At 49.2% G+C, this 16,478-nt stretch carries 12 protein-coding genes; all 12 read left to right on the top strand.

Translation table 11 applies throughout. The features are described 5' to 3' along the window. The first annotated feature begins 20 nt into the window (after positions 1-20). Positions 21-1,280, top strand: coding sequence for a fimbrillin family protein (locus D8S85_RS18715; RefSeq protein ID WP_317128922.1), 1,260 nt, complete (start codon positions 21-23; stop codon positions 1,278-1,280). A gap of 18 nt (positions 1,281-1,298) precedes the next feature. Continuing rightward, entirely contained in the window at positions 1,299-1,571 is a 273-nt protein-coding gene (locus tag D8S85_RS22045) for a hypothetical protein (protein ID WP_240648735.1), read from the top strand. Positions 1,572-1,617: 46 nt separating this feature from the next. Next, positions 1,618-3,297, top strand: coding sequence for a fimbrillin family protein (locus D8S85_RS18705; RefSeq protein WP_172726542.1), 1,680 nt, complete (start codon positions 1,618-1,620; stop codon positions 3,295-3,297). Positions 3,298-3,325: 28 nt separating this feature from the next. Beyond that, positions 3,326-4,951 carry a fimbrillin family protein gene (locus D8S85_RS18700; protein WP_106481987.1) on the top strand — a complete coding sequence of 542 codons (1,626 nt, stop codon included), beginning with the start codon at positions 3,326-3,328 and terminating at the stop codon, positions 4,949-4,951. A 41-nt stretch (positions 4,952-4,992) separates the two neighbouring features. Continuing rightward, positions 4,993-6,681 (top strand): fimbrillin family protein, encoded by a 1,689-nt coding sequence (locus D8S85_RS18695; protein ID WP_106481985.1) that lies wholly within the window; start codon positions 4,993-4,995, stop codon positions 6,679-6,681. A gap of 62 nt (positions 6,682-6,743) precedes the next feature. Continuing rightward, the gene (locus tag D8S85_RS18690) at positions 6,744-8,402 is read left to right on the top strand and encodes a fimbrillin family protein (RefSeq protein WP_127075501.1); all 1,659 of its coding nucleotides are present in this window, start codon (positions 6,744-6,746) and stop codon (positions 8,400-8,402) included. Positions 8,403-8,437: 35 nt separating this feature from the next. Next, positions 8,438-10,150 carry a fimbrillin family protein gene (locus D8S85_RS22040; protein WP_228423269.1) on the top strand — a complete coding sequence of 571 codons (1,713 nt, stop codon included), beginning with the start codon at positions 8,438-8,440 and terminating at the stop codon, positions 10,148-10,150. Positions 10,151-10,170: 20 nt separating this feature from the next. Continuing rightward, on the top strand, positions 10,171-11,850 hold the full coding sequence (locus D8S85_RS18680; RefSeq protein ID WP_106481981.1) for a fimbrillin family protein: 1,680 nt from the start codon (positions 10,171-10,173) through the stop codon (positions 11,848-11,850). A gap of 43 nt (positions 11,851-11,893) precedes the next feature. Then, positions 11,894-13,579 (top strand): fimbrillin family protein, encoded by a 1,686-nt coding sequence (locus D8S85_RS18675; RefSeq protein ID WP_158641642.1) that lies wholly within the window; start codon positions 11,894-11,896, stop codon positions 13,577-13,579. A gap of 222 nt (positions 13,580-13,801) precedes the next feature. Then, complete coding sequence (locus D8S85_RS18670; protein ID WP_127075499.1) at positions 13,802-15,163, top strand: Fic family protein; 1,362 nt, start codon at positions 13,802-13,804, stop codon at positions 15,161-15,163. Positions 15,164-15,286: 123 nt separating this feature from the next. Beyond that, the gene (locus D8S85_RS18665) at positions 15,287-15,598 is read left to right on the top strand and encodes a hypothetical protein (protein WP_106481977.1); all 312 of its coding nucleotides are present in this window, start codon (positions 15,287-15,289) and stop codon (positions 15,596-15,598) included. 327 nt (positions 15,599-15,925) lie between these two features. Further along, positions 15,926-16,471 (top strand): RNA polymerase sigma factor, encoded by a 546-nt coding sequence (locus tag D8S85_RS18660; RefSeq protein ID WP_106481975.1) that lies wholly within the window; start codon positions 15,926-15,928, stop codon positions 16,469-16,471. Positions 16,472-16,478: the final 7 nt, after the last annotated feature.

Genomic DNA, 16,478 nt, shown 5'->3' with positions numbered 1-16,478 from the left:
TCGTTTAATCCATTAAGAACATGAATATGAAGAAACAAAACATATACCCACTCTTGCAAGCCGCATTGCTCTTGCTGCTCGCATCCTGCACGCAAGAAGAGTTCCCTACCGTACATTTGCAAGACAAGGCACAACAACTCACCATCTCCGTTACCGACGGAGGTTACGCGCCGGCTGATGGCAAAACTACCCGTGCGGTGGAGAACGGCTACACCACCGAATTCACCGAAGGCGATGCCTGCGGCCTCTACGTGGTGCGCGGCACTCAAACCCTCTATTCCAACGTGAAGCTGACCGCCGAGAAGGATGCCGCCACGGGCGACCTCGTGTGGAAGTCTGAAAATACGACACCGCTTATGGGTGGATTGTCGGATGAGCACTACTACCTCTACTATCCCTACCAAGCGGATATGAGCGGAAAGACTGCAACCCTCACAGGCTCGGCCTTGACCGACACGGAGTTCTTCGCCCCGTTGGTTTCCGCTTGGCAGCCGCAGGACGACCAAAGTACTCATGCGGCATATACCGCCTCCGACCTGATGACGGCCGAGGGGATCGCCACTCCAGACGCAAACAACACCCTTAACCTCTCCTTCCCGATGACCCACCAAATGGCTTTGGTTGTCATCGAGATGCCAAAGACCATTTACAAATTCACCAGTACGAACTATCCCGATTACACGACCGATACCGAAGCAGAGTTTACGGGTGCCGTCCAGCCACTGCGCGTGACCAACGACACTTACCGGTATTTGGTGAACTCGCAAGCGACATCTTTCCCGACCATCGAGGGAAGCTACGATGATGGCAGCAAGGAGTTCTCCGTAACCCCGTCGAATCTTGCTGCCGGCCATTACAAGAAATACAAGGTGAACGGACTGACGGAGTTAACGAAGAGCTACGCCATACAGCCTGGCGACTTTCTCCTCGCCGACGGAAACCTTGTGCCCAAAGAAATATCCCTCACCGAGGAGCAGAAGGCAAGCGTGACGGCCATCGTGTTCTATGTCGGTCACCATGAAAATGATGCTTCCGATTATTCCGCCACACGTATCGGTCAGAAGAAATGTCACGGCTATGCAGTCGCCTTACAGGATGCCACCACTACTAACATCTATTGCATGTGGGGTGTTTACGATAAAGAACTTGGACTTTATATTTCGGGTACGAATAATGTCGGTAATCCTGATATTGACTGGAATGGCTACTCCAACACCCAAAAAATAGTCAATGCAGCGGGTGGAGAGCAGAATCTGAACAAGGACACAGAAGCGGGGTAACCCGCAACCTGGTATGCCGTGGTGGACTACGAAAGCAAGACCCCTGCCCCTCCAAAGAGCAGCGGATGGTTTCTTCCCTCCATCGGGCAGATGCAGCGGGTTCACAAGCAGGGTAACCTGTTGGAAGAAACAAGCGTGTACAGTTCTTTGAACGGGCGATATTGGTCATCTTCGGAACTATACTACTCTCCGCATAGGAGTGTAGTCCATGTGGACTTGTCCAAATACTACCTTGATGTTTCTTATAAGAACAAAGAGGAGTGCTATGTGCGTCCCATCCTGGCTTTCTGATCTGTTTACTTATTCAATAATACATATTTCATTTAAGGACAAAAATATGAAGACACAAGGAATATACACACTACTGCAAGTTGCGTTGATCCTGCTTCTTGCTGCTTGTACGCGAGAAGAGTTTCCTGCCATCCAAAACAAGGTGCAGCAACTCACTATCTCCATTACCGACGGCGGGTATGCATCGGTTGTTGACAACAAAACCACCCGTGCCGTGGAGAACGTCTATACCACAGCGTTCACCGAAGGCGATGCCTGCGGCCTATACGTGGTGCGCGGCACTCAAACCCTCTATTCCAACGTGAAGCTGATCGCCGAGAGGGATGCCGACACGGGCGACCTCGTGTGGAAGTCTGAAAATACGACACCGCTTATGGGGGGATTGTCGGATGAGCACTACTACCTCTACTATCCCTATCAAGCGGATATGAGCGGAAAGACAGCCACTCTCACAGGCTCTGCCTTGACCGACGCGGAGTTCTTCGCCCCGCTCATTGCCTCGTGGCAACCGCAGGAGGATCAAAGTACCTATGCAGCCTATACCATCTCTGACCTGATGACTGCCGAAGGCTCCGCAACGACCGGAGAGGACAATACCCTCCACCTCTCTTTCACCATGAATCACCGCATGGCGTTGACCGTCATCGAGATGCCGATTTCCATTATATATCAGTTTACCGACAAGAGGATTCCCGATTACATCGTGTCACCCGTCACCACATTCTCCGGCATTGCCCAGCCGCTGCGCATGAACGATGGCACATTCCGCTACTTGGTGAATCACGCGACTTCCGCACCGACTATCAAAGGAAGTTATGACAACGGAAGCAAAAAGTTCACCATAAACCCGTCCGGTCTTTCCTCCGGCAGTTACAAGAGCTACAAGGTGGATGGTGCGACAAGGCCTAAAAAGCCTATAGAGCACAAGTTGCAGCGAGGCGACTACCTGCGCGCCGACGGCAGTCTGGTGCCCAATTGGGTACACTTGACCTATGAGCAAAAAGCAAACGTGGTGGCCATTGTATTCTGGACTCCGACCGAGACGGATACTGAAGGACGAATCACGCCGGCATCTTTGACTTTCGACAAGATTATGGCGAAAGAGCACCCCTTTTGTAACCATGGCTTGGCCGTGTCGATTAAAAATGTTTCTTCGAGCCCAATGACGTGGCAAAACGTTAGCGACGGAGTAGAGGATTTTCAAAGCGGACCGAATTTCAATCCGGTCGACAAGGTCGACTATGTGACCATTCGTGAGTTTTCTCATAACCCTAAACTCGGAATTATCAACCGGATTCTCGGCTACCAAAATACGAAAGTGCTGTGGGCGTATAACGATTATTGCAAGGCAAACGGCAAAACAGATTTCTTGGTCACTCCTGCCGAGCTCCTGAAAACATTTATCACACAGAATCCGGCACCGGCAAACAGCACCGGATGGTACATTCCCTCGGCAAAGGAACTGCACATGCTCTGCTACAAGGATGTGGATGACATTACATCCGCATTTAATGATTCTTACTGTGAAACCAGAAATATCGTCGATGCTTCCATCTCTGCCGTCAGCGGAGACGTAGTGGGAATGTACAATAACTACCAATCGTACTGGTCTTCTTCGGAGGGTTCCGCTACTAGCGCTTATAACATGTATTCCTACACTGCATTTATAGTAAATAGCTACAAGGATGGTGGTGTCTTGATGGCACGTGCCGTGTGTGCTTTCTAACTGTATAAAACAAAGAACAAATGACGATATGAAAAGAACAGATTCTTCCAAACTATGGTCGTACCTCTGCGGCCGGTTATCGGTTTTGATACTCGCAGGCGGACTGCTCGTTGCCTGCGACAAGGAGGAAACGGGAGGTGTCACGCCCCTGCCCGATGGCAAGTACCCGTTACAACTGACGGCAAAGGTGGCACAGCCGCAGACCCGCGCTGGCGGTAAGGACTCGTGGACGGGCGGCGAGGAGATCGGGGTGATGTTGGAGGGGATGCTCGACCCCAAGAAATACGTGATGGACGCCTCGGGCAAGGCGGAACCGGCAGACGCCGAAAATACCATTTACTGGCAAGATCCCACCAAGACACGCGTTACGGCATGGACTCCGAATGTATCGAATGTGGATATCTCCAACCAAAGGGACGGGTATGCAGACTTCGACCTCTTGTACGCCTCCGCGCTGGGACGTTATAAACAGACCGTCACGTTAAATTTCAACCACCGTATGGCGAAAATCGAAGTCACGCTCGCGGCGGGCGAAGGCATCACGGAGGAGGAGATAACGGGTGCGACCGTTACCTTTTTCGGTGACTCGGAAACCGACTTCAGCGGTGGTATGGTGGAACCGGCAGACCAGTCCGACGGCGAGATTGCACCGTATCACGATGTCACAACGAAGAAATACGAGGCAGTCATGGTGCCGCAAAACATGAAGGGCAAGCCGCTTGTCCGGGTAGACATCGGCGGAAAAACCTTTGCCTATACTCCCGAAACGGATGTCGCCGGCAATCTCGAGGCGAACAAGCGATACGCCTACGCCATCACCGTGAAAGCAAACGGAATTGACGTGCAGACAGTAACCGGAGACACGTGGAGCGAAGGTGACAAGGAGGACGTGGTGTCGCTTATGAACACGTACACCGCCGATGAACTAAAAATAGGAGACTTCCTCTATTCGGATGGCACGTATAGTGACGGAGGCTTGCGCAAACTCTACACCGATGATTCCTCTGAATGGGACGAAAGCATAAAACCTATAGACGGGAAAACGTGCATCGGCATCGTGTTCCATGCCGGTCAGCATGAACATGATGATTCCGACTATTCCACTACAGGCATTGGTCAGAAAAAATGTCGCGGCTATGCAGTCGCTTTGCAGGATGCCACCACTACTAACATCTATTGCATGTGGGGTGTTTACAATAAAGAACTTGGACTTTATCCTACATATCCAGGTAGCAATAAACGTCCGAATAATATTGATTATCCCGATTATGATTGGAGCGGTTACACCAACACTCGAAAGATAGTCAATGCAGCGGGTGGAGAGCAGAATCTGAACAAGGACACAGAAGCAGGTTACCCCGCAATCTGGTATGCCGTGGTGGACTACGAAAGCAAACACCCTGCCCCTGCAAAGAGCAGCGGATGGTTTCTTCCCTCCATCGGGCAGATGTACCGGCTTTACACGCAGCGTAAAGTGTTGGAAAAGATAAGCGTGTACGACTCTTTGCACGGGCAATATTGGTCATCTTCAGAAGAATACGGCGCTCCAAATTACGAGGCACTCTACGTATCCTTCACGTATACTATTTGGACCATAGATGGCGGTGAGAAGGGAAGTAATGATTGCTATGTACGTTCTATTCTGGCTTTCTGATCCATCTGCCTATTCAACACATTTTATTTGAAAACAAGAATATGAAGATACAAGGTATATACACATTCCTGCAAGCCGCCCTGCTTCTGCTGTTTGCTTCTTGTAGTCAAGAGGAGACGGGAGGCGTTACGCCCCTGCCCGACGGCAAGTACCCGTTACAACTGACGGTGGAGCAGGCACAGCCGCAGACCCGCACCGGAGGCAAGGACACGTGGACGGGCGGAGAGGAGATCGGAGTACTGTTGGACGGCATGACTGATGCCAAGAAGTATGTGATGGACGCTTCCGGCAAGGCGGAACCGGCAGATGCCGGGAATACCATCTACTGGAAGAATACCGCCGAGGCTAGCGTTCAGGCATGGTATCCTTATAGGACCGACTCGCCTGTCAACATCTCCGACCAAAGTGGTGGGTATGCAGACTTCGACCTCCTGTACGCCACTGCCAGAGGGCGTTATGACCAAGCCATCAACCTTCGTTTCAACCACCGCATGGCGAAAGTCGAAGTCACGCTCGCTGCCGGTGACGATATCACGGAAGAGGAACTGGATGGCGCAACGGTTAAAATCTACGGTGTATGGGAAGTCAAATTCATCGACGGTAGCGTGAATCCGAAGGAAAGTACATACGGTGAGATAAAACCGTATCACGATGGTGCAACGAAGAAATTCGAAGCAGTGATGGCACCGCAGAATACGACGGGCAAAGTGCTCATTGAGATAGGCATCGGTGGTAAAACCTTCACATATACCCCCGATACGGATGCCGTAGGCAAGCTCGAAGCGGGCAAGCGGTACGCTTACACCATCACCGTGAAAGCAGGCGGAATAGACGTGCAGGCGGTGAGCAGCGGCACTTGGAGTATCAGCAACGAGAACGTGAATGTCTCCTCCAAAGAAGTGAAGCAGAGTTTCACAAGTGATGAACTTAAAATCGGTGACTACTATTACTCCGATGGGACTTGGAGCGATGGAGGCCTACGCAGAATCTATTCTGACGGCAGTATGGAGATAGCAACTCCCAAGCCCGCTCCGATGCTCAACACGGAGAGCGGTGCAAGCAGGACGGTCATCGGCATCGTTTTCCAGACCGACCCGAACCGTATCGGCACAGCCGAGAAGTCTAAATTGGGCGAAGGGAATGTGCATGGTCTTGTGATGGCCGTGAAAAGTATCTCCGGAGTTACAACGTGGGGACCCAATTATGCTGAGGTTATGACGAAATGTGATTCCAAGAAGAAAAACTACGACGACATCAGCGGCTATGGCAACTGCGAGTTTATCCGTAACTATTATAGTCATTTTATCAACCATCCTGCCTTTAAGGCAGCCGACGACTGGAATGCTTCGGATAGTGAACACAAAGCGCCTGAGAACACTACCGGCTGGTTTCTTCCTTCCTCCGGTCAATTGTGGGACATTATGCAAAATCTGGGCGGTTGTCCGGCGTTGGCACGATTGGATGAGCAAACCTCGGGAACCCCCAATATTAGCATGAAGTGGGATAAGCAAGGCGATGTCCCCGCCACTCTGAATAACTGGATGATACATATCGCCGATAAAAGCAAAAGTTTATTCCGCGAGATCGACCAGTTATGGACATCATCTCAATACGGTGACTACGACACGTCGACATGGTGGGTGTACTCCTCAGGCACCGTGTTCTGCTATAAGACTTTTAAGAATAACGGACTATCAACAATATTCGTGCGTCCCGTCCTTGCTTTTTGACTATTCACCTAATTTAATCTATTGCAGCGAAACCACACGACTTTTTTACATTCATTGGAAATATGAAACTATACAATATATACCGAACCTTACATCTGACAGTCCTCGTTCTTGTCGTCATCTCGTGCAGCAAGAACGAGCCGGTGTCGCCTGACGGTACAGAGCCGGGACAACCCGTCTCCATCTCCATCACCGACGGGGGCTATGTATCCGCCGATGCCTGCAATGCAACAAATGATCCGGCCTCCCGTGCCGTGGAAAACGGTTATACCACCGAATTCACCGAAGGCGATGCCTGCGGCCTCTTCGTGGTGCGTGGCGGAAAGCCGGTTTATTCCAACGAGAAACTGACGGCCGAAAGGGATGCCGCCACGGGCGATCTCGTCTGGAAGACCGAGGAGGGCACGACGCTTTCCGGCGGACTATCGGATGAACACTATTATCTCTACTATCCCTATCAGACGGACATGACCGACAAGACCGCAACCCTTACGGGCAACGCACCGACCGACGCGGAGTTCTTCGCCCCGCTCATCGCCTCGTGGCAGCCGCAAAAAGACCAAAGCACATACGCCAACTACACGAAGAGCGACCTGATGACCGCCAAGGGAACCGCCGCTAAAGGTACAAACAACACGCTTCGGCTATCTTTCTCCATGACCCACCGCATGGCTCTCGCCGTCATCGAGATGCCTGCAACGGTTTATGAGTTTACGAATACCCCCGCCATCCCTGCCTATACTGTCAGGATTCCTGCCCGCTTCCAAACCGAGAATCTGCCATACGCTCTTCCCGGCGGTGTCTATCGCTATGTAGTGCATCCGGCAAATGCTACCAAACTCATCGGCTCTTACGATGACGGAAAGGAGCGCGGGTTTGCCATTGAATTTGCGGCGGGTGAACTTGGTTCCGGCATCAGCAAGACTTATAAGGTGGACAGTGAAAGGGCAACACCTCAGTCGCACCATTTGCAGATCGGTGATTTCTTTCTCGCCGACGGCCGACTGCTGTCTAAAGACGCCGAACAGTCCGAGGTACAGGCAGCCAAGGTCATCGGCATCGTCTTCCAGACTGCATCCGGGCGTATCGGTGAAGCCGAGAAGAGAGCCTTGGGCGAAAGCAATGTACATGGTCTTGTGATGTCCGTAAGGAATGCCGCAGCGAGTGCCCAATGGAGCTCTGAGACACATGAGTTTGAAGGTTTGAAAAACTGCGAGTCTAAGTCCGATAACTACAATGACATCAGCGGCCTGTACAACTACAGAACGGTCATCGACTACGCGGAAAAGAACGGCAAACTTTCGTCATATCCCGCTTTCGAGGCCGTCGCCAAATGGAATGCCGACGGCAGTGGACATGAAGCCCCTGACCATACCACAGGCTGGTTTCTTGCTTCCACCGGCCAGTGCTGGGATATCCTTCAGAATTTGGGCGGTTATGCAGCTCTGGCAGATCCCACCGAACAAGGCTCGACAGATACCGGCAATACTATCTTTTCATGGTCCAATCAAGGCGATGGTCCCCGCCGCTTGAACGTTTGGATGGAAAAAATCGCCAACGGCAACAAGGATAAATTTGTCAGCAGTTGTTTTTGGGTGTCTTCGGAGTACTCTGTCAACAAAGCACAGTGCTGGTTCATGGAGTCCTCTGGCTATGTGCATTGCATCTCCGAGGAGAAGGAGGAGAGCAGCATCGGCGTGCGGCCTGTCCTTGCTTTCTGACCTATTTAATCCATTTATCCATTAAGAACATGAATATGAAGATACAAAGCATATACCTACTTTTGCAAGCCGCGTTGCTCCTGCTGCTTGCCTCTTGTAACCAAGAGGAGACGGGAGGCGTTACGCCCCTGCCCGACGGCAAGTACCCGTTACAACTGACGGCGGAGCTGGCACAGCCGCAAACCCGCGCCGGAGGCAAGGATACGTGGACGGGCGGTGATGAAATCGGGGTGCTGTTGGGTGAGATGCCCGATGCCAAGAAATACGTGATGGACGCCTCGGGCAAGACGCAGCCAGCAGATGCCGAAAACACCATCTACTGGCAAAGTACCGCCGAGGCTAGCGTTCAGGCATGGTATCCTTATCAGATCAACCCGTATGTCGACATTGCCGACCAGAGTGGCGGGTATGCCGCCTTCGATTTTCTGTACGCCACCACGCGGGGACGTTATGACCAAGAGATCTACCTCCGTTTCAATCACCGGATGGCAAAAATCGAGTTCACACTGGCGGCGGGCGAAGGCATCGCGGAAGAGGAGGTGGATGGCGCAACGGTTAACATTTACGGTGTACAGGAAGTCAACTTCATCAACGGCACCGTGCAACCCGTGGAAGGTTCATACGGCGAGATCGAACTCTATCACGATGCCGCAGCGAAGAAATTCGAGGCGGTGGTGGTGCCGCAAGATATGACGGGCAAGCCGTTTATCCGGATAGGTATCGGTGGAAGAACCTTTGCCTATACGCCCGAAACGGAAGCCGTGGGCAAGCTCGAAGCGGGCAAGCGATACGCATACACGATCACCGTGAAAGCAAACGGGATTGACGTACAGGCGATGACAGGCGGCACTTGGAACACAGCCGGCGAGGAGAACGTGGCGGTGGTCAAGCCGATTGTTTACACCGCCGATGAAGCGAAAGCGGGAGACTACATTTATTCGGACGGAACCACCTCCGACGGCGGACTGCGCAAGCGTTATACCGATGGACGAGCACCGGTCATCGCCAGCCCGAAGCCGCAACCCATAGCGGGCAAGAATGTTGTAGGTGTCGTCTTTTGGACACCGAAAGATACCGACCCCACAGGCAGAAAAACTCCCGCCTCCCTGACCGATGACAAGGTTATGGCAAAGGATTTTCCCAACTGCACCCACGGACTGGCCGTTTCCAAGGTGACCCACCAGATATTGGTGGGCTATCAAAAAGCGTATGAGCATATTTCGGTGAATTTTCAAGACTCCGAAAATTTCAACCCTGCCAACAAGGCGGATTATGTGTCTATTCGCAGCAGTACGATGTATTTCGACCCCATTAACCGAATTCTGGGCTATCAAAACACGAAAGTAATGCGGGCCTACAATGAATTTTACAAGAATACAAGCAACCGCATCGTCAAGCCCATTGCCGAACTGGAGAACTTGACCGCATCCAACCCTGCACCGAAGAACAGCACCGGATGGTTCCTCCCTTCGGTAAAGGAACTGCATATACTCTGCTATAAGGATGTGGATGACATCAAACGGCATTATAATTACACTTACTCTCAAGCCGAAAATTGGAATTATATAGTCAACCCATCCCTCGATGCAGCCGGCAGTCAGCGAATAAGAACCACCGCTTACTGGTCGTCCACGGAGGGATATTATAACGACGCTTTGGCCTATATCATGTTGTTCCCCGGGGCCACCCAGCGCCTTTCTCATAAGTGGGAGTACGAAGTTGAGGTGCTGGCCGTATGTGCTTTTTAATCACGTTAAAAAATGAAACTATGACAAAGCTACAAATTCTATATCCCATTTTGGCGGTGACGCTGTTGCTCGCGTCCTGCACTGCCGATGATCATACGACATTCGTCCCAAACGAAGCGCAACGGTTGTCCGTCACCGTTACTGACGGAGACTATACCTCCGCGACAACCGATGACACGAGTGCTACTTCCGCCACCCGTGCCACGGAGAACGGTTATACCACCGAGTTCACCGAAGGCGATGCCTGCGGCCTCTTCGTGGTGCGCAGCGGACAGATGATTTATTCCAACGAGAAACTGACTGCAGAAAAGGATGCCGTCACGGGCAACCTCGTATGGAAGCCCGAGGAGGGTACGACGCTTTTCGGCGGGCTATCGGACGAACACTATTATCTCTACTACCCCTATCAGGCAAGCATGGACGGAAAGACTGCAGCCCTTACGGGGAACGCACCGACCGATGCCGAGTTCTTTGCTCCGCTCATCGCCTCATGGCAGCCGCAAGAAGACCAAAGCACATACGACAACTACACGAAGAGCGACTTGATGACCGCTAAGGGAACCGCCGCCAAAGGCGCAAACAACACGCTTAGGCTATCTTTCGCCATGACCCACCGCATGGCTCTCGCCGTCATCGAGATGCCCGCAACGACATACAAGTTCGAGAACGCAACGGATATTCCCGACTTCACCACTCCGGTAGCGGCAAGTTTCACGGGGAATAACCTGCCATTCCGCAACACCGATGGCTGCTACCGTTTCCTCTACAACTCCGCCACCTCTCCCTCGCTCGCAGGCAGCTACGATAACGAGCAGAAAGAGTTCTCCTTCAGCCCCTCAGCCACGGCAGGCAGCTACAAACGCTATAAAGTGGACGGCGCAGCAACAACAGTAAAGAAGTGCACGATGCAGCCGGGTGATTTCTATTGCCGAGACGCGGAAGGCAACGGTTATGTCATTCCGCAGGAAGCCTCTTTCGCGTTAAGTCAACATCAGTGCATCGGAATCGTCTATTACTTAGACGATATAACCGGTGACAATTCCGGATTGCTGGACACGAAATTTCCCAATGGCACCCACGGCATCGTCATGTCACTCTGGGATATCGACGAAAACGGAGAGCCTAAAGATGGCAACGGAATAATGACTTGGACTTATGGCGATTCCGAGTCTGTCTACGACTGGATTAAAAACAATATTTCGATACTCGAAGCCATCGGCGCTATCGAAATACCCGATATACAGGAAACAGATTCTTATTCCGGCTATGCCAACACCTGCGCTATCCGTGCATATAACGAACATCTTTCGCCCGATGACAACAGACGGGTAAAACCGCTCTATGCCCTTGATGCTTTTTCGATGAAAGAGGCCTATAAAGCACCCTCCAACAGCAGCGGTTGGTACTGGCCTTCTTGTGAGGAATTGAAGGTCATGTTCCTGGGGCAGGGTAACAGCAAGGGTACATCCGGTCGTGACCTGCTTGACGGGCAGATAGGCAAACTTCCACTCAAAGACACCTCGAAACCCGAACAACCTGCAAATGCTATAAAGTTAGGGATTGCCGAACGCTGGTCGAGTACGGAGTACAACCGCCAGGCGGAAATCGCCTGGAACATAAACTCTAATGGCGAGGCGGGCAAATATCCTAAATACGACGAGTTCATGGGCTACAGGGTACGCCCTGTACTCGCATTCTGACCTATTTACATGTCTAATCCATTTATCCATTAAAAACAAGAACATGAAGATACAAGACATATACCACCTCCTGCAAGTCGCGTTACTCTTGTTGCTTGCCGCCTGTACAAAAGAAGAGCTTTCTGCCATCCAAGACGAGGCGCAGCAACTCTCCATTACCGTTACTGACGGCGGATATATTTCTGCGACAAGTGCCGACCCGAATGCCAGTCCCACCACCCGCACCGTGGAAAAGGACTATGCAACAGAATTCACGACAGGCGATGCCTGTGGCCTCTATGTGGTGCGGGGCTCCCAGATGATCTATTCCAACGTGAAACTGACTGCCGAGAGGGATGCAGCCACGGGCAATATCGTCTGGAAACCCGATGATGGAACAATGCTTTCCGGCGGGCTGTCGGATGAACACTACTACCTCTACTACCCGTATCAGGCGAACATGGACGGCAAAACCGCTACCGTCCCGCCGGGTGCGACTCTGACGGACGTGTCGTTCTTCAGACCGCTCGTCAACTCGTGGCAGCCGCAGGATGACCAAAGCACCCATGCTGCCTACACGGCCTCCGATCTGATGACCGCCAAGGGTACTGCCGCTAAAGACGCAAATAACACTCTTCGGCTTTCCTTCTCCATGACCCACCGCATGGCATTGGCCGTCATCGAAATGCCGACGACCGTTTACAAGTTTACCGACGCAAGGATTCCCGACTACACCGTTATTACCCCGACCTCGTTCGCCGGCACGGCCAAACCAAGGCGTATGGAGGATGCATATCGCTACGTGGTGCACCCGAACGCAACATCTTCCCCGACCATCGAGGGAAGCTACAACGGCGGAAACAAGGAGTTCTCCTTCACCCCATCCGGTCTTACTGCCGGCAAATACAAGATATACGAGGTGGACAACGCACCCGTGACAAGGAAAAGTTACACGATACAGGTGGGAGACTACCTACTCACCGATGGTAACCTGCTTCCCAAGGATACACCCCTCACTGCCGAGCAGAAAGCAAACGTGGCAGCTATCGTATTTTGGACTCCGGCCGAAACCGAAACTACCGGACGGCAGACCCCCGCATCACTGACAGATGACAAGATTATGGCAGCAGATTTTCCTGCCTGTACCCACGGACTGGCCGTATCATTTAAAAATGTCTCAACAGCTATGGTATGGCAAGCCTCTTCCGAGTTCGTGAAAGATTTTCAGAACGGAACGAACTTCAACCCCATCAACAAAGCGGATTACGCATCCATCGCCTCAGATAGAGGAGCGACCGACAATATAAATCGAATCCTCGGCTACCAGAACACGCAAGTGCTGCTGGCATATAACGCTTATTGCAAGGCAAATGGCAAAGACGATTACATTGTTCTTCCTGTTGCTGCACTGGCAAACTTTCCCGCAAGAAATCCGGCACCGGCAAACAGCACCGGTTGGTTTCTTCCTTCGGAAAAGGAATTGCACATGCTTTGCTACAAGGATGTTGATGATGTTTATAAACAATCTAATGACACTTACATCCAGACCCGAGATATAGTCAACGCATCCTTGCAAACGGCCGGCGGTAATCCCTTGGGAGCTTATTCGTACTGGTCTTCTTCAGAGGACGCCTCCTACAGAGACCTCGCTTTTGTAGTGGAATTAGGGAATGCCTACGTGCGCACAGAATATAAGAAAGGTTCCAGCGTCATTCACGGATGCCGGGTGCGTGCCGTGTGTGCCTTTTAACTATTTAGTCTGTCTATTCTCCCATGCATCATTATCCTTCCCTACAATCCGTCTAACAGAAGGGGGAATGGAAATTTGGAGTTTATGGGCAATCTCTTTGCCCATAAACCCTAATAGACAAAAATAATTCGTATTTTTAATTGTTTTTATAAACAAAACCATTGCAAAATAGTATCTTTGTAAAGAATAGACTGTCTTATCACTAAAGCTAATATCAAGTTTATGAATGCTGAAACAAACCGTATAGAATACAAACAAGAACTCACCGATGATTTAGAAAAAGAATCTGTAGCCTTTCTTAATTACCTAGAAGGAGGTGTACTCTATATCGGAATTGAAAAAACTGGCACAGCAATCGGAGTTACTGATATCGATCGTGACATACTCAAAATCAAAGATCGTTTGAAAAACAATATTACTCCATCTTGCATGGGATTATTTGATATAGCTACAGAAAATATTGATTCTAGGGATGTAATAAAAATCACATTTGCCAGTGGCCCCGAAAAACCTTATTATATAAAAAAGCTCGGGATGTCAGAAAAAGGTACATTCATTCGAGTGGGGACTGCTGCAGAACCCATGCCTGTAAAAATGATTGAATCACTCTTTGCTAAACGTACCCGCAATTCAATTGGCAAAATAAAAGCTCCCAACCAGAATCTTAATTTTGAGCAATTAAAAATATATTACGAGGGAGCTAACAAAGCATTAAATCAACAATTCGCAACGAACCTTGAATTGCTCACTGAAGATGGACAATATAACTACGTGGCCTATTTACTAGCAGACGCGAATGGCATGTCTATAAAAGTTGCTAAATATGAAGGCCTTGACCGTGTCGACTTAATGGAAAACAATGAATATGGTTATTGTTCGTTGGTCAAAGCAACTAAACAAGTATTGGATAAAATCAACGTTGAAAACAAGACCTTAGCAAAGATTACCCCAAAAGAACGAGAGGAAAAAAGAATATGGAATTCCGTTGCCTTACGAGAAGCAGTGATTAACGCTATAGTACACAATGATTACACGTCTGAAGTACCTCCTAAATTTGAATTTTTTGATGATCGAATAGAAATCACTTCATTTGGAAGTTTGCCACAAGGTATGACTGAAAAAGAATTCTTTGAAGGCTATTCCATACCCCGCAACAAAGAATTGATGCGAGTATTCAGAGACTTGGATTTAGTTGAACATCTAGGCTCCGGAATACCTCGTATTCTAAGGTGTTATGGGAAAGAATGCTTCAAATTCACAGAGAATTTTTTGCGTATGACATTCCCTGCTTTAGAAAAGACTACCCCCCAAGTTACCCCCCAAGTTACCCCGCAAGTTACCCCGCAAGTTACCCCGCAAGTTACCCCGCAAGTTAAAGAACTTTTAAAGGCATTGACTGGAGAAATGAATCGCTTAGAACTCCAAAACAGACTAAACCTTTCAGACAGAGAACACTTCCGGAGAAATTATTTAAAACCTGCACTAGAATGTGGTGTTATAGAAATGACAAAACCAGATAAACCCAATAGTAGCACTCAAAGGTACCGCCTGACAGAGCTAGGGAAACAAATAATTAAAGTATAACGATAATCCGACATATTGATTGCAATATATTAAAGAATAAAAATAAACTTTTATTGTCTTTCATTCGTATGATTCTGGTGTGATTTTTGTGATAATAATGATATAAACCATTCGAATAAAGTTATGAAAGCAGCTTTGTTTTTTGAAGACGACCAGCTTTGCCACCTCGGTGAAAACATGGGGAAAAAGGCGATAAAAGTATCTACTATTACGACTGAAGATGATAAAATCATTTCGATAAAAAATAGTGAAGTGAAAAATCGGAATATGAATTATTTTACCCAGTGGTTAGTGGAGTGTGGTATAAAAATGATTTATGTTTCCGGTATTGACGAGAAAGTAAAACGATTCTTTGAACAGATGAAAATCATTGTGAACGTGAAGAACCAGTCTGATAAAACTCTTTTGTTGGCAGAAATTACTTCTCAAAAGTAATGAATTGGATTTTGCAGTTTATCCCGGATCTCAACCCCGGGATAATTTTTTTACTTCCTTCGAATACTATTGTTTAAATCTTCTGTCCCCGTATCAACGTTATCCCCTCCTGCATATCGATAGCATTATCACGGATTCAATATAAGCGTACTTGTCTATTGCCTGTTAAATAAATGAACATTGTTTTTTTTTGGACATTCAATATTTTTACTACATTTGAGATCAATAAAAGAACGTTTTATGATATCACGGCATCTGTCGTAATACCATCTTACTTGTAGGGATTAAGCGATATTCCCCAAATGAGAAGTGTGAGAAAATCTTGATATGGGCGAAAAAGAGATGATAAAAGCGATACTTAAAGGCGATCAGAAAGCCTTTAAGCTATTGGTTGACACCTATCAACTGATGGTTGTCAATACTTGTTATGCTTTCGTTCATGATCAGGATGAGGCAGAAGATATCGCCCAAGACGTCTTTATCCAAGTCTTTGAGTCTCTAAGCACATTCCGGTTCCAAAGTAAATTATCCACATGGCTATACAAAATCGCGGTGAATAGATCCATTAATCACTGCAAATCCCCCAGGGGACGAGCCATAAAAGTCGATATTGAATCATGGAAACAACAAGAGGTGGCACTATCGCCTGAAATGCCACAACAACAGCTATTGGAAGAACAGGAACAATTGGAATTATTACACCGTTCCATTGACAGACTTCCTGAAAACCAGCGTACAGCATTAATCCTAAACAAGTATGAAGAACTTTCATACAAGGAAATTGCTGAGATCATGGGGACTACTCTCTCCTCCGTGGAATCGCTTCTTTTCCGTGCGAAAAGTAATCTTGAGAAAATATTCAACACGAAATAAAAGATAT

It is taken from the genome of Butyricimonas faecalis (genome assembly GCF_003991565.1).
In the GTDB taxonomy this organism is placed as follows: domain Bacteria; phylum Bacteroidota; class Bacteroidia; order Bacteroidales; family Marinifilaceae; genus Butyricimonas; species Butyricimonas faecalis.
This window is presented reverse-complemented; position numbering and strand designations above follow the sequence as displayed.